Raw genomic sequence first — 19,977 nt, forward strand, 5'->3', positions numbered from 1 at the left:
CACCCGCCTCAGTGCGCCTCAGGCACCCCCGGCACCCCCGGCTCCGCGGTCTCCGCGGTCTCCGCGGTCTCCGCGGCCTCCGCGGCCTCCGCGGCCTCCGCGGGCTTGACGCCGGCGCGGCGCAGCGCGAACAGCGCGATGACGGCCAGCGCCATCATGAGCGCCGCGGACACGTAGAGCGGCACCTGCATGCCCAGGGTGAACGCGGCCCGAGCCGCCGCGGCGAGCCGGGCGCCCAGTTCGCCGGGCAGGTCGGCGGCGATCGCGAGCGCGCCCGAAAGGGTCTCGGAGGCCGCCGTGGTCTGCGCCTGCGGCACCCCCTGCGGCATCGTGTCCAGCAGGGTCCTGCTGTAGACGACGGTACTGACCAGACCCATGAGCGCGATGCCCATCGCGGTCCCGAGCTCCAGACTGGTCTCCGACAGCGCGGAGGCCCGCGCGGACCGCTCCGGCGGCACGCTGCCGAGCACGATGTCCACCGCCACCGTGGCCACGATGCCGGTGCCCGCGCCCACCAGGATCATCCCCGGCACCAGCACCGCCAGCCCGGAGTCCACCCGGACCTGCGACATGACCAGCAGGCCGACGGCCATGAGAAGGGGGCCGGCGGCGAAGATCGGACCGGGCCGGACCCGCTGCGCGAGGGAGCCGGCGACCACCGCGGCGACGATCACCCCGGCCCCGGCGGGCATCTGCCACAGCGCCGCGGGCAGCGGGCTCAGCATCAGCACCTGCTGCAAGTACGGCGAGGCGAGATAGGTGCCGCCGGTGAGAGCGAACATGACCAGCGCGTAGCCGCCCACCGCGGTCGCGAAGACCGGCCGCCGGAAGAGGCTGATGTCGATCAGCGGCTCGGCCAGCCGCCGCTGCTGGCGCACGAACGCCAGGCCGAAGCCGGCGCCCGCGACGAGTGCGACGACCGACCAGATCGACGGCCCCTCCAGGGTCAGCTGCTTCAGTCCGTAGATCAGAGGCAGCACCGCGGCCAGCGACAGCAGCGCACCGAGCAGGTCGAAGCGGCCCTTGCGGGGGTCCTGGGACTCCGGCAGCAGCATCCGCCCGGCGACCAGCAGCAGCAGCATGAACGGCACGTTGATCAGGAAGACCGAGCCCCACCAGAAGTGCTCCAGCAGGAAACCGCCCAGCGGCGGCCCCAGCACCACGCCTCCCGACGAGCCGGCGGTCCAGACGCCCACCGCCATCTTCCGTTGCCCGGGATCCTGGAACAGCGTGCGGATGAGCGCCAGCGTGGACGGCATGAGCGTGGCGGCGCCGATGCCCAGAAGCACCCGCGCGGCGATCAGCAGTTCGGGCGAGGTGGCGTACGCCGCGGCGGCCGAGCCGACGCCGAAGACCACCGCGCCGCCCAGGAGCACCCGCCGCCGGCCGATGCGGTCGCCCAATGCGCCCATCGGCATCAGCAGCCCGGCCAGCACGAACGTGTAGATGTCCATGATCCACAGCAGTTCGGCACCGCCGGGCCGGAGCCCTTCGGTGATCCAGGGGACGGCGAGGAACAGGATGGTGATCGAGTTGGACAGCAGGATCACAGGAAGAGTGAGGACAGCGAGGCCGAGCCACTCGCGAGGTCCCGCGGTGGGGGGGGTCATCTGCGCCATGCCCGGAATTATACAAGCGTCTAGGACGGACGTATGGATAGATGCTAGGATCGCAGTCATGGGACATCGAGAGCAGCTCCTTGAGGGCGCGAAGCGGTGCATCGTGGAGCGTGGTTACGCGCACACCACCGCCCGGCACATCAGCGCCGCCTCAGGGGCCAACCTCGCCTCCATCGGCTACCACTTCGGCTCCAAGGAGGCGCTGCTCCGCGAGGCCCTCATCGAGATGACCCAAGAGTGGACCGACCTGTGGCAGATCACCGTGTCCACCGACGCGGCCGACCCTTTGGAGAGCTTCGAGAAGACCTGGATACAGATCGTCGACAGCTTCAAGGAGAACCGTCCGCTGCTGGCCGCAAGCTTCGAGGCGCTCACCTGCGCCGAGCACGCGCCGGACCTGCGGGAGAAGCTCAGCCTCGCGCTCGCGTCGGCCGCCGCCCCGGAGGGGCTGGCCAAGCTGCTCGGCACGGACGTGTCGCTCGACGACGAGTCCGCACGCGCGGTGGGCCGGCTCTACCTCACCCTGCTCCAGGGGCTGATGGCGCAATGGCTGATCAGCCCCGATCTGGTGTCCGTGACCGACCTGACCGACGGGCTGCGCGTGCTCCTCCGCCAGCCCCCGATCCATCGGCGCGGGAGTCATCCGCGCCCGGTACACGAGGCACTCGGCACCGCATCTTCGGCGAACAACAGTTGAGCTGATTCGGGGGACTTCTGTGTTCCACAAGCCACTATCGTCCGTCACCGCGCCGTTCACCCTCGTCGACAACTCGGATATCCCGGACCACTGGACCGGCCGCGACCTGCTGACCTCGGTCATCCTCTGGAACGGGCTCGATCCGGTGCTGGCCGCGCAGCGCGCGGAAGAACTGCTCGGCCCCTGGGACCTGGCCGAGGCGGAGATCACTCCGGTGCGTGACTACTCCCCGGCCATGGTCAGAAAGATCACCCTGCTGGTCACCCTTCTTCCGGAACTGCGGCCGCTCGCGTTCGACACGCTGCTGAGCGACGCCGACCACTCCTCGAGGTACTGGATGAGCGCCTGATCAGCGCTCCGTTCCCCGTGTCGTCCGCCTCGGCCGGCACGCGCCGCGACGCGTCACACGGGATACGTCTGCTTCGAGGCGTCCCGTACGCCCAGCGACAGCTCGGTCGGCAGGTCCGCGCGCCGCTTCACGTTGAGCTTGCGATACACCCGGGTGAGGTGCTGCTCCACCGTGCTGACCGTGATGAACAGGCGATCGCTGATCTCCCTGTTGGTGTAGCCGTACGCGGCCAGCGCGGCGACGCGCCGCTCGGCGTCGCTGAGCGCCGCCGCCTCTCCCAGGTCTTCGCCGCTGTCCTCCTCGCGCGGCTGCATCCGCGCGGACAGCGGGCCGGCCTCGCACGCCTTGGCGATCTGCTTGGCCCGCCGGGCCATCAACCGGGCCCGGGTGATGTCGCCGAGCTCCTGGTAGGCGTCGCTGAGATCCGCGTACGCCCAGCCGAGCTCTAGCAGGTCGCCGGACCGTTGCAGCAGCGACATCGCCTCCTGCAGCCTCGCCGGCCGCTGCCGCAGCTCGGTGACCGACGCCAGCAGCCGCAACGCCCGTCCGTGCACCCGCGGGTGGGTGCCGCCGGGGATGGACAACTGCTCGGTGATCTTCTGCCGCGCCTCCTCGACCGCGCCTATCTGCAGGTACGTCCGGGCGATCGCGCAACGCCAGTCCACGAGCGCGGGAATGTCGAGATCCCACTCGCGCAGTAGCTCACCGCACTCGTGGAAGTCGCTCAACGCCGCCCGCGTGCGATTCGTGGCGAGGTAGTAGTCCCCTCTGGCCTGCAGGTAGAGCGGCCACAGCGTGGTCCGCGGCATGTCACCGGGAACCCCCTGCTTGATGATCTCCGCCGCCTCGTCCGGATCTCCCATGGCGACGGTGGCCCGCAGCAGCACCATCAGCGGCAACCCGAGGATCACCCCCCAGCCCGTCCGCGACATCCCGCTCAAAGCCTGCCGCGCGTACCGCCGGGCCTCGCCCAGCTCACCGTGCTGCACGGCCAGCCACGACCGGATCCCGGCGATGGCGGCCGTCCATCGCGGGAACCCGCGGGCCGCCCCCTCGGCGCCGAGTGACTCGCACCACCGCACCGCCTCCTGGTAACGCCCCGTGTGGGCCAGGGTGAACAGCGCGCCGAAGACCGCCTCCAGCTCCTCCTCGGCCAGGTTGCAGCTTTCCAGCAACTCCTGGGCGGCGCCGACGATGTCCTCCTCGACCTTGCCCAGCAGCAGGTTGCTCAGCGAGAATTCCCGGCCGTCCGTGCCGTCCACCACCGTCGGCCCGTCCGCCTCGCCCCCGGCGAAGATGGTGGGGAAGATCAACCGCACCCACTCCCGGGTGAAAGAGAGCCGGGAGTGCCCCCGGGACGGGGTGCCGTACGAGGGCGCCGTCCAGTCGTAGACCCCGGCCGCGCGGCGGGTCCGGCCGTGCCACAGCAGATACCTGCTGAGGGCGCGGACGTCCGCGGCGGCGAGCTGCCCGCGCCCGAACGCGTCCTCCAGCGGGGCCAGGAAGCGCAGCGCCGCGGCGGGCCGATGGCACCAGTTCACCCGGGCCAGCTCGGTCAGCATCGCGGCCCTCGTCGCCTCGTCGTCACAGATGAGCCGGGCCAGCTCCAGACAACTGATCGCCCGGTCCTGGTCGTCATGCACGAGCGCCGCCTGGGCGGCCTCGCGCAGCACCGCCACCATCCACGGCTCCCCTTCGGCCGGAGTGGCCGGACTGGAGGCCAGCAGGTGGTCGGCGATGTCCCCCGGCTCGGCGCCGAGCTGGTACATGATCCGCGCCGCCCGCATGTGCATGACGGACTGCCGGTCCGGGCTCAGATCCCGGAGGATGGCCTTGCGCATCGTCGGATGCCGGAACTGGCATCCCCGCAGCAGCCCCGCCCCGTCCAGCGCCTCCAGCGCGGGGAGCACATAGGCGGGCTTCACGCCGAGCAGTTGCGACACCGAACCGGTACTGGCCGAGCGCCCGAGCAGGGCGACGCCGCGGGCCGCGTCCAGGATCCGCGGATCCCACCGGTGCAGGCAGGACAGGACCGCCTGGTTCAGATGGCGGCCGACGCCCGGCTGGGAGCCCTCCGGCGACCAGCCGGCCTGCGTCACGTCCCAGTAGTCCTGCACCATGGCGTGCAGGAGGAGGGGGTTGCCACCGCTCAGCCGGTGGTACTCGGGGGCCAGCCGGGCGGCGGGCTCGGTGCCCAGCGTGTCCCGGAGAAGTTCCTCCACCCCCATCGGCGACAGCCCGGCGATTCGCGCTTGTACGCAATTGGGTTGCCGGGTGAGCTCGGCGCTGAACAGGGAGTCCGCCGAGCGGCGCTGCGACAGCGAGGTCACGGCCACCAGCAGCGGAGCGTTCGCCATGCGCCGCTGGATGTAGAGCAGGGCCTGCAGGCTCGGGCCGTCCGCGTTGTGCACGTCGTCGACGGACAACAGGATCGGCTGTCGTTTGGCGAGCACCGCGAGGACCCCGCACAGCCGCGCCGCGACATGCGTGAGGTTCTGCCCGAGCGCCACCGGGTGGGGTACCCCGGTGATCCCGTTGATCAGTTCCGGGACCAGCGTCTGCTCCACCTCGTCGGCGAGCTCCTGAGGCAGCTCGGCGGAGCGGAACAACTGTCCGAGAGTCCCCAAGGGGAACATTCGTTCCGCCCGCGATCCGGCGCTTTTCATCAGGAGGAACCCGGCCGCGCCGGCCTCGTTGGCGCAGGCCTGCAGTAACGCACTCTTACCCGTGGCGCCGGAACCGGTTATCAACATGGCTCCGCCGGTCCCGCCCAACGCCTTGCCTACAAGGCTGCGGAAGTTCGCCAGCGCCTCTGCACGTTCGATGAGCTGCATGGCCCATGCCTCCAGCCGGCCACCCTAGGCGTCGTCTCGATCAGTTACTTTCTCTTTCCAGCGGATTTCAGCGGTCCCCTCGGCGTCCTTCGTCCGAGAGAAGGGTCTGCGGGGCAGGGTGACACGCGGGCGGCGCGAAAGTATTCGGCCGCCCCGGTTCCGACGTCGGGCGCCCCGGTTCCGACGTCGGGCGCCCCGGTTCACACATCGGGACGCTTGTGCGCGGCATGGCCGTCGCGGAGGATGCATGGCGGGCCGTCGCGGGTTTTCCGCCGTTCCGGCGGCGACTCCGACCGGCCGCCGCGAGCTTGGTCTCGGCTATGAGGCATGCCGCCGACGCCACGGTCCCCTCGTCGGCGCGCCGCCCCCACCCGGTTGTGTCACGACGGTGTGGGGCATGCCTCGATCCCCGCCAACACGTTCCGCCCGTGCCTCGCCGAGGGTGCGACACATTGCGCGCCCAGGTCATACGCCCCGATTCCTTGCCGTCTCTTCCCCGCACGTGCGTGCCCCCGCAATCCTCATCCTCACAGCATGTCATGCTGAAGGAAAGGCATAGAGTGCGATATTCCCCGGAGTATCACAGATCCACTGTCAGCCACCCTGTCAGGAATCAGTCAGATAACATGATGCCGTCTGTCAGGGCGGAGTCAGCAGCGGAGGACGATCCTCGGGGCGACGGGGGACTCGTGACTATACGTATTGATGACATCGCCAATTGTCGACGAACCGGACAACATGACGGCAGTATATGTTGATAGATCACTTCGCGACCCCTAACGGCCCCCCTATTTCCACGGCCCCGGCATGTTGCAAATATGTCTCATAACGGGCGATTTGCGTTCAGAGGTGGAACAGAGCGGGCAAGCGGCGAGGGTCGTTGCGGCCGTGCCGTCGGGCGTGGGCCATGTCGAGGCGCCGAACGTGGCGGAGACCGGCGATCGCCAGATTTCCGCAGGTGGCGGTCTCCTGCGGCGACCGGCCGGCCCGGGCCTGACCGGTGTCCTCGCGAAAGGTGACATCGCGGAGGGGGTTCACCCCGGGGGTGTGGACACCGGCCGCCATGCGGGCGAGCAGCACCGTAGCGGGTCCCTGGTGACCGGTCGCGGAGCCGTCACTGTGCACGGCGTCCGGAAAGCCGCCGCCGGTCCCGCCGCCGGCCGGGCTCCCGCCGAGAGCCGGGGAGATCGGGCCGAAGAAGTCGGGGGGTGCACGGAGAAGCCGTTCTCTGTTCGCACCTTTTACCACATTGCGGGATAAATCACCCATAACCGTCCTCGATGGTCGCGGAACGAGGTGATTCGCGGCACCCGGCGGCGCTCGGCGCACCTTCCCGGTCGCGGTCTCGGCGACCGGCCGCACGAGCCGCCACCGGCGCCCCGCGACGCTCGGCCGAAGCGGATGGACAAGAGGTCGCGGAACTCGCGGATGTCGTGAGCGACGAGTCGCCGCCGTAGCCGGACCGCGGCGCCCGTGTCCGGGAACATACGGGGAGCGCTCTCCAAGAAGACCGGACACAAAGTGGCACACGCGCCCGCCGCCGGGAACACCTTTCAACGGCCGCGACCGGAAAACCCGGATCAGCGCCCACCGGAACCATTAAGTGCGGTCAGGAAATCCAACGGGCATTGTTAATGGCAGGCCGATACCCACCGAATTGGCTCCGGAGCCTTTTCATCCCGCGATGAAACAGACCGCCGGTCACGGTGTGATCGCGCCCAGGTCACCTGAGGCAGGCCGAACAGGGAAAACGGCTCGGTCATCGTCGACAGGTCGTTCAGCGGCCGAAGTCACCGTTGTCGATGGCGGTAGAAAGAGCGACGGGATATGGGCACGCGTCATGAGAAACGCGCCGAGCGCGAATGCACGTGCCACGAGCAGCCGTCGCATATCGAGGAGGTTCCACCCGTGCGTTCAGAAGATGAGCACGAGGTGATGCACCTTGCCGACTTGTGCGGCCCCTCCCTCGTCTGAGGGGCCGCACCCGTCCCTTCGCCGGTCGGGCGTCGGGGCATGGGTTCACCCGCCGGTCAGACCACGGTGCAGGGGACGCCGTTGAGGGTGAAGGCGGTGGGTTCGGCGGTGCTTCCGGTGTGGGTGGCCTGGAAGCCGATCTCGACGGTGGCGCCGGGGGCGAGGGTGCCGTTGAAGTCGACGTTGCGGGCGCTGACCTGGCCGCTTGTGGGCGAGTAGGTGGCGTTCCAGCCTGAGGTGATGGCCTGGCCGGAGGGCAGGGTGAAGACCAGGGTCCAGCCGTTGATCGTCGAGGCCGTGGTGTTGGTGATGCTGATGCTGGCGGTGAAGCCGTTGTTCCAGCTGTTCATGGTGTAGGCGACCCGGGGTCCGGTCCCGCCGCCGGTGGGCGTGGGGGTGGGCGTCGGGGTGGGGGTGACGGTGGGCGTGGGCGTCGGGGTGGGGGTGGGTGAGGGGCCGCCGCCGGCGATGCTGGTCACGAAGGTCGTCATGCTGCGGGCGGGAAGGGTGACGGTGAGGGAGCCGTTGGACATGCTGGTCGCCGCCTGGGAGGCGACGTTCCTGTTCGCGTCGGTCACCCAGGAGGAGACGCTGCCGGATGCGGTGGTGTTGGACAGGGTGAACTGCTGGCTCACCGCGGAGGTGTTCTTGTTGACGGCGACGATGACGACCGCGTCGCCGTTCCGGTAGGCCGAGACGTAGACGTTGGAGGCCGGGTTCGCCGTCGCGTCGATCCGCACGTATCCGGGGCGGACGAACCTGGCGAACTGCGCCATCATGGCGCCGCGCTTGCTGATCTGGCCGTCTTCGCGCATGGGGCCGTAGCTGCGCCGGATGGTCCACCAGACGTAGGTCTGGAACTCGGCGTCCACCATGGCGTGGTGGATGTGCTCCCCCACGTCCAGCGCCTGGGGCCACAGGTCCCCGGAATCGGTGCTGTTGGGGTAGTAGACCTCGGTCATCCAGAGTTCTTTGCCGGCGCCCTTCTGCTTGAACAGCGGGTAGGGGAAGTTGGAGTAGGAGGTGCCGTAGAGGTGGGCCCCGATGATGTCCACGTTGGCGAGCGCCGTGGCGTCGTTGAGGATCGGGTCCGACATGCTCTTGATGTACTGGAAGGACTCGGGCGCGATGACCCTGGTGCCGATCGAGCCGGCGTTCTCCCGCAGGAAGCGCACGATTTCGGCGCTGGTCCACCACGTCCAGTCCTGCGCGTAGTCGGGCTCGTTCTGCACCGATATGGCGTACAGGTTCACCCCGTTGTTGCGCATGTAGGTGGTGAAGTCGTTCAGGTGCTTGGCGTAGGCGGCGTACGAACCGGACTTCAGGCGCTTGGCGTTGGTCTGGCTGCCGCGGGTGAAGGTCTCGGTCATGCTGGCGGGAGGATTCCACGGCGAGGCGAAGACGGTCGCCCCGAGCTCCACCGCGCGCTTCGCCGTCGCCAGGTCACGGCTCCAGTCCGACTGGTTCTCGTTGACGGGGATCCGCAGCACGGAGAACCCCAGCTTGCCATCGCCGTTGCCGAACGCCGTGTCCCGCTGGGCGGCCGTCAGGTCACCGATCCACGCCGCGTGGGCCATGCCGCCGAAACCCCGGATCGTCTGCCGCTGCGCCGCCGGATTGATGACCGCCGTGGCGGCCGCGGCCTCCGTGGCCCCCACGACCGACGCCGTGGCCGCGATGACCGGCACGGCTCCGATCGTCGTCAGGACGCTCCTCCGGCTCAGCGCCTTCCGCTCGCCGCTCATGGGCTCGTTCTGATCCTGCGTCATGTCTTCTCCTTTGTGCTGTAGGCGCCGATCAGCGCCTTCTCGGTCCAGTTGGCCCGGTCGGCGCCGGTCTCCGGCGTCGCCACCGAGCTGGACCTTGATCGTGTTATCGATCACTTTTTCGACCGTGATCTACTTCGGTTAAATTGTTAGCGTTAACATTTATTCGCGTGGACCAGCACGCGTGTGCGACGGGGATGCGGACCGCTCAGCTGGTCGCGCGGGAGTGACACTCCAGCGGAGTGTGGTTCCGCCCTCGACGGAAGGTCAAGCAGAGGCGGGCCCGCGAGCATTCGAACTGTGTGTATGTCGCGCCGAGCCGTGAAAGTTACAGCTCAGGCGCGCCGGGTCCCGCGCCCGCCTTCCTTGGAGTACATGTCGAACCGTTCGGCCGGGTCACCTTCGGCTTCCTGGCCGTCGGCACCGACGACGGCCACGGCCGCGGCCACGGCGGCGGGCTGAGCGTCAACGGCGACCCCTTGCCGCCGTGCTGAACGTCGGAACGGCGTGACCGCGCCCTGCTGGACATGGCGTCGTGACCGAAGGCCGCCTCCGTCGAGCACGGCGTCGCCGGACAAGCATGGGTTGACGAGGAGCGGCCGCATCCACCACCCTTTCACTATTCAAATAGTGAAAGGGTGTTTCATGTGATCGAGTTCAACCTGGATCGCGGTTCGGGGGTCTCGACCTACCTGCAACTCGTTCACCAGGTCAAACAGGCGCTCCGGCTGGGTACGCTGCGGCCCGGCGACCAGTTGCCGACCGCCCGGGAGGTGGTCGAGAGCTTGGCCATCAATCCCAACACCGTGCTCAAGGCCTACCGGGAGCTGGAGCGCGAAGGGCTGGTCGAGGGGCGGCCAGGGATGGGGACGTTCGTCCGGCAGGGCATCGCGGGCGCGACCCTCGCCGAGCACACGCGGCTGCGGCGCGGTCTGCAGAAGTGGGTGCGCGACGCCCGCGCGGCCGGGCTCGACCAGGAGGACCTGCGGGCGCTGTTCGCCGTGGTCCTGGCCGACACCGCGAAGCAGGACGTGGCATGAGACCGGCGCTGGAGGTGACCGGGCTGGGGGTCCGCTACCGCCGTACGTGGGTGTTGCGCGACTGCTCGCTGTCCGTGCCCACCGGGCGCGTGGCGGCGCTGGTCGGGCCCAACGGCGCGGGCAAGACCACGCTGATGCACGCGGCCGTCGGCCTGCTGCGGCCCGCGCTGGGAAGCGTCCGCGTGGCGGGCGAGGCGGCGTTCGTGGCGCAGGACAAGCCGCTGTACGACGGCTTCACCGTCGCCGAGATGCTCGCCTTCGGCCGCCGGATGAACACCCGCTGGGACGCCGCCGCCGCCGGCCGACTCGCCGGGCTGGGCATCCCGCTGGGCCGCAGGGTGAGCGGGCTGTCGGGCGGGCAGCAGGCGCAGGTGGCGGTCACCCTGGCGCTGGCCTGCCGGCCCGACCTGCTCGTGCTGGACGAACCGCTGGCCAACCTCGACCCCCTCGCCCGCCACGACGTGATGCGCTCGATCATGGCGGAAGTGTCCGGCCGGGAGCTGACCGTGCTGCTGTCCTCCCACGTCGTCTCCGACCTGGAGGACACGTGCGACTGGCTGGTCGTGCTGAACGAGGGTCGGCTGCAGGTCAGTGGCGACATCGACGAACTGCTCGACGGGCATCTCGTACTCACCGGGCCCGACGGGGCGTCGGCGGCGGGCACGCGCGTAGTGGGCGCGAGCCGTACCGGCAGGCAGGTCAGCATGCTGGTCAGGGGCGCGCCCCCGCTCGATCCTCGCTGGCAGGCACGGCGCCCGGGGCTGGAGGAGCTCGTCATGGCCTACCTGCGCAGCCCCGAGTCGGCGGCGCTGCCGGGACTGACGGGGGCGGGCGTGTGATCTGGGTGACGTGGCGCCAGCACCGGGCACAGATCCTCGTGACGGCGGGCTTCCTGGCGCTGCTGGGGGCGCTGCTTCTGGCTTCGGCGGTGGAGGCGGGCCGGTACGTGGCCGAGCACGCCCCGCCCGGCTGCCCGGGGCCCGCCGTGGCGTGCGGAGACCTGGCGGTGGCGCTCGGGCGGCGCTACGACGCGGTCTACTCGGTGTTCGGCTGGATGCCACTGGTGCTGCCCGCGCTGATCGGGGCCTTCTGGGGCGCGCCGCTGCTCGGCCGCGAGTACGAGCGCGGCACCCACCGTCTGGCCTGGACCCAGTCCGTGCCCGTGTGGCGGTGGCTGGCGGTCAAGCTGTCGGTCCTGGGCGGGGCGGTCGTGGCGGGCGGGCTGCTGCTGTCGCTCATGGTGAGCCTGTGGCGGCCGGTGTTCAGGACGGGGGTCGACTCCACGTTCGGCAACATCGGTGTGTTCAACATGGTGGGCGTGGAGCCGGCGGCGTGGTGGCTGTACGCGTTCGCGCTCGGCACCGCGGCCGGCACCCTGTTCCGGCGTACGCTGCCCGCGATGGCGCTGGTCGTGGCCGGTGTGGCGGTGACGATGTTCACGCTGTTCCAACTGAGCGACCACTACGCCGAGCCGGCGCGTGCCGAGCTGTCCGGCACCGTGCTGCTGGAGGATCCCGACGCCCGGCTGGTGAGCGCCGCCTGGGTGCGGCCGTCCGGGAGGGAGGTCGCCGAGCCGTCCGACAGCGGCTGCCCGCGCCGGGTGGACGCGGGGCACAGCAGCAAGAACGCCGAGGCGTGGCAGGCGTGTCTGTTCGGCAAGGGCTACCGGTATGCCGTGTACTACCATCCGGCGTCCAGGTTCTGGCGCTTCCAGTGGACCGAGGGCGGGATTCTGGCGCTCGCGTCGGCGGCCCTCGGCGGCCTGGCCGTGCGCCGCGCCCTCCGCCGCCCCGGCTGACGGACCGGTTCGGTCGGAGGCGGCGTGCCCGTGCGGTCAGCCTTCGTAGCAGGTCATGCTCACCCCGGAGACGGTGTGCCGGACCGGGGTGTACGCCTTCCCCGAGGGGACGTGCTCGCCCATGGCCTCGCTCAGGTAGATGCGTCCCGGCGTGCCGAGGTCCTGGGCCATCTTGGAGGCCACGTTCACCGGGGCGCCGGCGACGTCCCAGCCACCGGAGGGGGTCTCACCGGCCAGCACCGGCCCGGTGTCCACGCCGATGCGGCAGGAGATGCCGTGGTCGGCGAGGCCCGCGCGCATGCGCTCGGCGAAGCGGACCGCGGGCGCCGGATCGTCGAAGAGGTAGATGGCCAGCGGGCCGCTGACCTTGACCTCCATGGCGCCCGGGCGGGGGATGAGGCGCAGGCCCGTCCGGCTCATCACGCTGGAGAGCGCCAGCCCGTTCAGCAGCGCCAGCTCGGGGGTCGCGGCGGAAACGGCGTCGCGCTCGACCAGCACCACCGTGCGCCGCCGCAGGTGCCGGGCGGCGAGCCGCGCGGCCAGGCCGGCGTCGTCGGGGCGGCCGTCCAGCCGCAGCAGGTCGGCGTAGAAGGCCGAGGAGTAGGGGATCGGGTAGGTGCCGGCCTCCGGCGGGCGCTCGGCGGGCGGCCGCGGACCGTCCAGCAAAAGGTGCACGGCGCCGAGGCCGTCCGCCTCGTGGCCGCGGCGCAGGACGAAACCGTGGCCGTCCGGGAGCCGGTCGGCCACCGCCTGCGTCACGGCGATCTCACCGCCCTCGACGTGGTTCTCGGCGAGGTCCTCGATGAGGTCGGCGTCGGGGCCGTACAGACCGCCGGCCAGGTCGTAGAAGTCGCCGAGGTGCACCCCGACGCCGACCCGGACGCGGCAGTGGCGCTCGATCTCGTCGCGCGCCCGCAGCAACGCCGACAGCAGGACCCGCGGATCGGTCGAGGCGGGGTGGAACATCTGGGCGTTGTCGGCGGCCCACACGCCCACCGCCCGGCCGCCGGCGGCGGCGCCGTGGCGGTGCAGGACGCGCTTGGGCCGGTCGATGAGCGCCAGCACCTCCAGCAGGCCGAGCCGCCCGCTGACCTTGGTCAGCCCGGAGGTGTCGGACACCACGCCGTAGCCGCGGACCGTGTGGCCGCTGAGCAGGCGGCGCGCGTCCGCCGCGCCGCGGCCGGTGGCGAGCCACCGCTCGACCAGCGTCAGCGGCAGCCCGCCGGCCACATCTCGCGCGAGATCGAAACCGCCCGGAGCGAGCCGGCCGGTGGGGGGTTCGGAGGTCACCCGGACACGGTAGACAACTCACAGTAATTGCCCCAACCCGCTGAGCGACTGTGGTCGGCGAGGTCCAGGTCCGGGTCCGGACCCGAGCCCGGGCCGGGGACCTCGGCCGTCCGGGGTGCCGGAGGCCCGAGGTCCCCCGGTCCGGCGGCGGCCGGGGGACCTCGGACGTCAGGGCTGCTGGGGTGCGGGGCGGATGGCGAAGGCGACGGCCGGGTCCAGCGGTCCCCTGATGAGCAGCAGGTCGGGGCCGTAGACGTTGCCGACCTGGGTGCGCCCGTCGCCGACGCGGACGCGCGGGTCGTCGGGCAGGTCGCCGTACTGGAACAGCATCCGTCCGTCGGGGTACAGCACCACCTCGAAGGTGACGCGCAGGCCGGTGCCCCTCAGCTCGACGTCGCGCCATTCGGTGACGAAGCGCTGGTCGGCGCCCTGCCCCAGCGTCGCCGTGCGCACCGAGGACCGCTCGTCGTAGTGCAGGTCATCGTTGAGCGGCGCGGCCCAGGACCACTTGGCGGACAGCGGATCGATGAACAGCAGCGTGCCGAGCGAGGCGACGCCCACGGCCGCGTAGGTCTTGCCCGAGAGCGGGAAGGCGAACGGCAGCGGCACCATGACGCTGGTGTAGTCGTCCACGCCGATCGGGTCGACGCCGGGGAGGTAGGCCTTCGTGGTGCGCGCGCACGCGAAGCCGGAGTGCTCGATCGGCATGCCGACGGTCAGGTCGGCCTGGAGGTCACCGCCCACCGTGATGCGTTTCTGGATGACGATGTCGCAGGCCTGCCGGTACACCTGGATGAACTGCGGGCCGCCCATGACGCCGGTCAGCCGGTAGGCGCCCTGCGCGTCGGTCGTCGCCGGCGGCACCCGGTAGTCCTGCACGCCGACCAGGACGCCGGCCAGCGGCGCGCCCGTGCCGTCGCGCACGTGGCCGGTGACGGTGTTGTCCATCGGGTACACGGTGATGTCGAGGCCGATCACCTGTCCCTCGGTCGTGACGGTGATCTCGCTTCTGGAGTACTCCCAGTCCGGGGTGGAGATGACGACGATGTAGGAGCCCTGCGGCACGTACAGCCGGTAGAGGCCGGAGGCGTCCGAGACCGTGTCGGTGATGACGTCGCCGCCGACCGGGTCGACCAGCTCGACGGGGACGTCGGCGAGCCTGGCGCCCTGGTGGTCCTTGACGAAGCCCTGCACCACGCCGAGCCCGTAGAAGCGGATGCCCATGCCGGGGCGCAGGATGGGCTGGTCCACCGAGTAGTCGAAGCCGAGCAGCCCGGTGCCGTTCTCCAGTCCGACGCTGGCGGAGCCGCCCCGTGGCATCAACCCGGACGACAGCGACTTGTACTGGAAGAGCACCTGGCCGTTCTCGTGCAGTTCGGCGGAGAAGGTGAGCCGCGCCGACGGCTGGGCCACCAGGGTGACGTTGCGCCATTCGACGAGGAACCGGCGGTTGGGCGCGGTGCCGAGTGTGGCGGTGAGCACGCTCGCGGAGGCGTCCACCATCAGGTCGTCCCAGAAGGCGTAGACGGCGGCGTTCGGCAGGCCCGGGCTGGGGATGGGGCCGTTCTGCGCCAGGTTGGTGTTGCGCGCGAAGTTGATGAACCCGTTGGTCGAGACCCAGGCCTTGGTGTACGGCTTGCCGTACAGCGGGAAGGTGAACGGCAGCGTGACGGCGGCGCCCGCGTCGTCGCCGGTGAGCGCGAGCGGCGTGGTCCCGTTCACCCAGGTGAGGGACGGCACCACGTCGCACTTGTTGCCGTAGGAGTCCTTGCGCAGCGGCGTGTCGATGGGCACGAACTCGTCGCCGTCGACCTGCACCGTGAGGGTGGTGGAGCCGCCGCAGCGGGCTCCCTTGACGTTGATCCGCCAGGTGCCGACCGGGACGCCGATCATGGCGAAGGTGCCGTCGGACTCGGTGGTCACCGGCGGGTAGGGGGTGTTCTCGATGGAGACCACGGCGCCGGGCAGCGGCTCCCCGCCGGTCTGGCGGACCTCGCCGTAGATGTCGTACCGGCGGACGGCGGACAGCGTGAGGTCGCGGACGGCGGTGCCGGTGGCCGGCACGGTCGCGGCGCCCGAGGCCGGGGCGAAGCCGAACGCCGTGGCGGTGACCGTGTAGGAGCCGGGCGGGAGCGACAGGGTGTAGACGCCGTCGGCGGCGCCGGTGAAGGTCCGCTTGGCGCCGGAGGCGGCGACGGTCACCGTAGGGTTCGGCACGGGGTCGCCGCCGGCGTCGCGCACGGTGCCGGTCAAGGTGCCCGCCTGGCCGCGCGGGGCGAAGACGGCCGCGGCGAAGACGTCCAGCCGGCCCTGCCCCCACACCCGGTTGTCGTCGCTCGCGCCGCCGCAGGAATAGTCCATGACGTCCACGGCGGTCTGGTCCAGCAGCCGCCGGGTCGCGGCGACGTCGCCGCGCAGCGCGGGCGCGGCCGACCACAGCAGCGCGACGGCGCCCGCCACGTGCGGCGTGGCCATGGAGGTGCCGCTGAGGACCTCGTAGCCTCCGCCGGGGATCGAGGAGCGCACGGCGACCCCGGGGGCGCTGATGTTCGGCTTGATCCCCGGCGTCTCGGCGTCGCCCCGGCTGGAGAAGTCGGCGATCTTCAGGTCCGCGCCGTACGCGCCGACGGCGTAGGAGTTGTCGTACCCGCCGGGCGAGCCGACCGTGCCGCAGGCGGGGCCCTCGTTGCCCGCGGCGAACAGCGGGAAGATGCCCGAGTCGACCCAGGCGTCGACGATGCCCTGGTAGAACGGGTCGCCCGGGGAGCCGCCCCACGAGTTGCTCACGAGGTTCGGGGCCAGGTCGGGGCGCGGGTTGGCCCCGTTGAGGTCGGTCGGGGCGAGCATCCACTGGCCGGCGGCGAGCAGGTCGTCGTCGTAGCAGGTGGAGGAGGCGCAGCCCTTGGCGCTGATCCAGGTGGCGCCGGGCGCCACGCCGATGCCGCCGTCGCCGACGATGGTGCCCATCGTGTGGGTGCCGTGGCCGTTGTTGTCGCACGGCTTCAGCGACGGGACGCCGCACACGAGCGTCGGGTCGTACCAGTTGTAGTTGTGGTCGTAGGTGCCGTCGGCCTTGCGTCCGCGGTAGCGGGCGGCCAGGGCGGGGTGGTCGAACTGGACGCCGGAGTCGATGGTCGCGACCACGACGCCCTGACCCCTCGCGCCCAGATCCGACCAGACGCGCGGGGCGCCGATCTGGTCGACGCCCCACTCGACGCCCGCCGCCGCCCGTGCGACGGCCTTGGCCGTGCGGTCGGGTTCGGGAATGGTGACCGAGCCGGCGGGGCGCACTCTGGCCACGTCGGACCGCGCCGCGAGCCGGTCGACCAGCTCGCGGCTCGCGCCGCGCACCAGCACTGCGTTGACCAGCCAGTACGGGGTGAACAGCGCCTTCTCGCCGTGCAGGAACGCGCGCAGGCCGCTCTGGCTTCGCTCGGCCGTCGCGGTGAGCGCCCGGTAGCCCTGCGCCGCCCTGGCCGCGTGGGTGCGCTGCGCACGGGCGGCGGACAGGTCGGCCTTCTCCTTGAGCATGACGAAGACGTCGGCGCGCTTGTTCCGGGCGAGCTTCTCCACGACCGCGCGGTCGAGCCGGGCGGGCGAGGCCGCCGCCGCGGGCGAGGGCTCGGCGGCTGGGGCCGCCGCCGCGGCGGGCGCGGCGGCCAGCAGCAGGACCGGGACGAGTAAGGCCGTGAGCAGGCGGCGCATGGGCTTCCTATTCGAAGATCGTGTCGAGCTGGGCGAGCACCTGGTTGGCGGTCTTGCCGACCAGGGCCTGGCTGTCCACCAAGGAGCGGTCGGCGCGCAGGACCGCGGCCAGCTCGCCCCCGTTCCCCGAGGCGATGTCGGCCTGGATGTAGGCGTCGACGAGGGCGTTGATCTCGTTGATCAGCGTCTGGGTGATGATCACCCGGTCGCCGTCGCGGGTGCCGACGGTGCGGAAGGCGGGCTCCATGGACTGCATGAGGTGGGCGGTCCGCTGCCGCAGGCCGTCGTCGGCGGTCAGCAACTCCATGGCCCGGCTGTTGGTGCGCGCGTACAGGTGGGCGTAGTGCAGGACCGAGCCCGACTCGGCGTTCTCGAACAGGTCGCGGGTGCGCAGCAGCGCGGCCACGGTGGCGTCGGTCGTCGAGCCGCCCGGGTCCATGCCCTTCAGGCCGACGCCGGTCAGCGACTCGTCGGCGAAGCACATGCACACCTGGCGGGGCGACTCGTAGACGCCGTCGATGCCCACCGCGCCGAACGCCCGCCAGGTCTCCTGGCTTTCCGGCGAGTTCTTGCCGTACAGGTCGTAGGCCGCCTGGATGGCCCCGACGCGGGTCTCGGTGAACCGGGACCGCGGGCCGAGATAGACGGTCAGGTCGCGGTAGGCGATCTCCGCGGCCTTGGTGACGCCGATGCGGGTGGCCAGGATGTACCAGGCGTGGCTCGGGATCAGGCTGTTGAAGTGCACCCAGCCGCTGTCGGCGCAGCCCAGCCAGTACTCGCTGTAGTGCGCGGGGTGCGGTATGCCGTCATAGGTGATGTTGTGCGGGTTGGCCAGGTCGCGGATGACGCCGAGCGAGCTGCCCTCTCCGGCCTTCCACGAGGTGCTGCCCGTGACCTTGGCCTCGGTGAAGGCGGCGAACACGTCGGAGAAGCTCTCGTGCAGCGAGCCGCCCTGGAAGAGCTGGAACAGGTTGGCGGTGGAGAAGGTGACGCCGTGCTGCCATTCGTGGGAGACGATGGTCAGCGTCGCCGTGCCCTGCCCGAAGGCCGTCATGCCGCTTTCGGGCATGAAGAAGGCGTTCTTCTCGGGCGTGCCGTCGGCGCTGGAGGAGTACCGCGCGCCCGCGTCCATGCGGGCGCCCTCGCCGTCCCAGCTGTCGCGGCCGAAGGTGGACATCATGTAGTCGTAGAACTTGCCGCTGTGGTCGTAGATGGCGTTGACGTCGGGCTCGGAGACGGGGCCCTGGCCCTCGACCCTGGCCGGGTCGTCGTCGGTCTCGTCGCTGTTGCGCAGGTCCCATACGCGGCGCTGCTTGAACTCAAGGCGGCCCGGCTCGAAGGTGACGACGCGGCCGGTGCTGAGCGCGTCCACGTAGTAGACCGTCGAGCGGCCGTCCGCCGCGGCGAGCCACACCCGCCAGACGAGCGTCACCGGCACCGGCCGCCCGGGGTCGGGGTCGCCGGGCAGCAGGTAGAGCACCGGCGGCTCGACGGTCCTGCCGTCCGGCATGGCGCGGGTGGCGGCGGCGACGGCGGCGTCCGCGCCGAGGGTGGGCCGGGTGGCGACCGGGGCGAGGTCGGGGATGAGGCCGTTGGTCAGCCCGCGCACCGTGGTGCCCTTGGCGTCGCGGTGCACGCCGACCCTGGCCCCGTACACCGGGACGCCGTCGATCTGCTGCTGGAACCAGTCGTGCCGCTGGCCGAGCGGGTCCTTGGCGCGGGCGGGCATCGGCCGTAGCTGCGCCACCGGGTCCTTGACGGCGAACAGGGCGGCGTTGGACCGCAGCCAGCTCGTGACGTCCTTGCCGACCGGGCTGTCCAGGCTCGCCATCGTGGGGACGCCGAGCCACGGCTCCCTGGCCATGTTGACGCTGCCGGCGGTCATGTCGCGGGACGCCTTCTGGCGCGCGGTGTCCAGGCCCACCCGGGCCAGCGCCTGGGAGACGCCGGGGCGGTAGTAGCCGACGGGGGCGGGTTCGGGGGGCGCGGCGGCGATGCCGAGCGGCAGCGCGGCGGACTGCTCGGCGGCGGGCGCGGCGGCGGCCGATCCGGACAGGGCGAGCTGGGTGGCCAGCAGGCCTGCGCCGGCCCCGGCCAGCAGCCTCACCCGGCGCGGAGCGATGAGCGCGCGCAGGGCCTGACCGGCCAGGCCGCCGGCGAGACACCAGGCGAGGCCCAGGCCGAAGGCGTACGGCGCGGGCGTGGACACCGAGGCGAGCTCGCCGGGCGCGAGGGCGGCGACGAGCGCGGCGACCGCGGTCAGGACCGCCGCGTACCCGGCGGAGGCGGCCAGCAGCCGGGCACGGCCGCGGGTGAGCACGCCCGCCAGCACGCCGGCGGCCAGCGGCCCGAGCGCCACCAGCACCAGCGGGGAACCCTGCAGCAGGAACTGGACCGGCCAGATCCGGCCGCCGGTGGACAGCGTGGCCGACCACCAGTCGACCGGGCCGCCGGTCGCGGCCGCCGCGGTGGTGGTGACGCCGTTCGCGCTCCCGGACAGGAAGCCGCCGACCAGCCCTTCGGCGCCGGTGGTGAGCAGTGCGAGCACCGCCCAGGTGACCGCGGTACTGAGAGCCGCCGCGGCGGCGCCGATCCATGACGCCCGCGCCGCGGCGCGGACCGCGGGACGTGCCTTTCTCGCCGAACGCATGACAGGCCTCCACACGTGAGCCGTGCGCCATCGACAACGGGGGTCCGCCGGCATGCGGGCGCGCGTCGGCCACGGATGGCGTGCGCGGGATCCCTATGCGGAGGCGGGCGGAGATGCGGGGGGTCGATAAGGGGGAGATAAGGAAATACCTTGATCAACCGGAGTATCAGGCCACGGATACCGGTCCGTCAATCGCGACTTTTCGGTCTTGACCGGTGATCGGTCGATGTATATGTTGAGCCCAATTTTGATCAT

At 71.2% G+C, this 19,977-nt stretch carries 12 protein-coding genes; 5 read left to right on the plus strand and 7 right to left on the minus strand.

Annotated features, from left to right (window positions below):
* Positions 1-8: 8 nt before the first annotated feature.
* Positions 9-1,619 (minus strand): MFS transporter, encoded by a 1,611-nt coding sequence (locus ABZU32_RS11100; RefSeq protein ID WP_354920257.1) that lies wholly within the window; start codon positions 1,617-1,619, stop codon positions 9-11.
* A gap of 58 nt (positions 1,620-1,677) precedes the next feature.
* Between ABZU32_RS11100 and ABZU32_RS11105 the strand changes: the two genes are divergently transcribed.
* Both ABZU32_RS11105 and ABZU32_RS11110 read left to right on the plus strand, forming a co-directional pair.
* The gene (locus ABZU32_RS11105; protein WP_354853588.1) at positions 1,678-2,316 is read left to right on the plus strand and encodes a TetR/AcrR family transcriptional regulator; all 639 of its coding nucleotides are present in this window, start codon (positions 1,678-1,680) and stop codon (positions 2,314-2,316) included.
* Positions 2,317-2,335: 19 nt separating this feature from the next.
* On the plus strand, positions 2,336-2,665 hold the full coding sequence (locus ABZU32_RS11110) for a hypothetical protein (protein ID WP_354920260.1): 330 nt from the start codon (positions 2,336-2,338) through the stop codon (positions 2,663-2,665).
* A gap of 53 nt (positions 2,666-2,718) precedes the next feature.
* On the opposite strand, the gene ABZU32_RS11115 is transcribed toward ABZU32_RS11110, so the two are convergent.
* From ABZU32_RS11115 to ABZU32_RS11125, 3 genes are all read right to left on the minus strand, one after another.
* Positions 2,719-5,499: an AAA family ATPase gene (locus ABZU32_RS11115; RefSeq protein WP_354920263.1), complete on the minus strand. Its 2,781-nt coding sequence runs from the start codon at positions 5,497-5,499 to the stop codon at positions 2,719-2,721.
* A gap of 2,030 nt (positions 5,500-7,529) precedes the next feature.
* Entirely contained in the window at positions 7,530-9,242 is a 1,713-nt protein-coding gene (locus ABZU32_RS11120) for a cellulose binding domain-containing protein (protein WP_354920266.1), read from the minus strand.
* A gap of 332 nt (positions 9,243-9,574) precedes the next feature.
* Complete coding sequence (locus ABZU32_RS11125) at positions 9,575-9,844, minus strand: hypothetical protein (protein WP_354920269.1); 270 nt, start codon at positions 9,842-9,844, stop codon at positions 9,575-9,577.
* A gap of 42 nt (positions 9,845-9,886) precedes the next feature.
* Between ABZU32_RS11125 and ABZU32_RS11130 the strand changes: the two genes are divergently transcribed.
* From ABZU32_RS11130 to ABZU32_RS11140, 3 genes are read left to right on the plus strand one after another with little or no spacing between them, the layout of a single operon-like run.
* Complete coding sequence (locus ABZU32_RS11130) at positions 9,887-10,279, plus strand: GntR family transcriptional regulator (RefSeq protein WP_354834060.1); 393 nt, start codon at positions 9,887-9,889, stop codon at positions 10,277-10,279.
* The gene (locus tag ABZU32_RS11135) at positions 10,276-11,118 is read left to right on the plus strand and encodes an ABC transporter ATP-binding protein (protein ID WP_354920272.1); all 843 of its coding nucleotides are present in this window, start codon (positions 10,276-10,278) and stop codon (positions 11,116-11,118) included. The genes ABZU32_RS11130 and ABZU32_RS11135 overlap by 4 nt, the downstream gene beginning before the upstream one ends.
* Positions 11,115-12,077: a hypothetical protein gene (locus tag ABZU32_RS11140; protein WP_354920275.1), complete on the plus strand. Its 963-nt coding sequence runs from the start codon at positions 11,115-11,117 to the stop codon at positions 12,075-12,077. The genes ABZU32_RS11135 and ABZU32_RS11140 overlap by 4 nt, the downstream gene beginning before the upstream one ends.
* Before the next feature lie 36 nt (positions 12,078-12,113).
* Here the strand turns inward: ABZU32_RS11140 and ABZU32_RS11145 are convergent, their stop codons facing one another.
* The 3 genes from ABZU32_RS11145 to ABZU32_RS11155 all read right to left on the minus strand — a co-directional run bounded on the left by ABZU32_RS11145 (position 12,114) and on the right by ABZU32_RS11155 (position 19,722).
* Positions 12,114-13,367 carry an adenylate/guanylate cyclase domain-containing protein gene (locus tag ABZU32_RS11145; RefSeq protein ID WP_354920278.1) on the minus strand — a complete coding sequence of 418 codons (1,254 nt, stop codon included), beginning with the start codon at positions 13,365-13,367 and terminating at the stop codon, positions 12,114-12,116.
* A gap of 168 nt (positions 13,368-13,535) precedes the next feature.
* Positions 13,536-17,072 (minus strand): S8 family serine peptidase, encoded by a 3,537-nt coding sequence (locus tag ABZU32_RS11150; RefSeq protein ID WP_354920281.1) that lies wholly within the window; start codon positions 17,070-17,072, stop codon positions 13,536-13,538.
* A 7-nt stretch (positions 17,073-17,079) separates the two neighbouring features.
* Positions 17,080-19,722 (minus strand): M4 family metallopeptidase, encoded by a 2,643-nt coding sequence (locus tag ABZU32_RS11155; RefSeq protein WP_354920284.1) that lies wholly within the window; start codon positions 19,720-19,722, stop codon positions 17,080-17,082.
* Positions 19,723-19,977 lie beyond the last annotated feature (255 nt).

The organism is Sphaerisporangium sp. NPDC005288 (genome assembly GCF_040607475.1).
In the GTDB taxonomy this organism is placed as follows: Bacteria; Actinomycetota; Actinomycetes; order Streptosporangiales; family Streptosporangiaceae; genus Sphaerisporangium; species Sphaerisporangium rhizosphaerae.

Excerpts from the sequence above, each read along its gene's own strand:
- ABZU32_RS11100 (WP_354920257.1), bottom strand. The coding sequence starts at position 1,619 with ATGGCGCAGATGACCCCCCCCACCGCGGGACCTCGCGAGTGGCTCGGC.
- ABZU32_RS11105 (WP_354853588.1), top strand. The coding sequence starts at position 1,678 with ATGGGACATCGAGAGCAGCTCCTTGAGGGCGCGAAGCGGTGCATCGTG.
- ABZU32_RS11115 (WP_354920263.1), bottom strand. The coding sequence starts at position 5,499 with ATGCAGCTCATCGAACGTGCAGAGGCGCTGGCGAACTTCCGCAGCCTT.
- ABZU32_RS11120 (WP_354920266.1), bottom strand. The coding sequence starts at position 9,242 with ATGACGCAGGATCAGAACGAGCCCATGAGCGGCGAGCGGAAGGCGCTG.
- ABZU32_RS11125 (WP_354920269.1), bottom strand. The coding sequence starts at position 9,844 with ATGCGGCCGCTCCTCGTCAACCCATGCTTGTCCGGCGACGCCGTGCTC.
- ABZU32_RS11135 (WP_354920272.1), top strand. The coding sequence starts at position 10,276 with ATGAGACCGGCGCTGGAGGTGACCGGGCTGGGGGTCCGCTACCGCCGT.
- ABZU32_RS11150 (WP_354920281.1), bottom strand. The coding sequence starts at position 17,072 with ATGCGCCGCCTGCTCACGGCCTTACTCGTCCCGGTCCTGCTGCTGGCC.
- ABZU32_RS11155 (WP_354920284.1), bottom strand. The coding sequence starts at position 19,722 with ATGCGTTCGGCGAGAAAGGCACGTCCCGCGGTCCGCGCCGCGGCGCGG.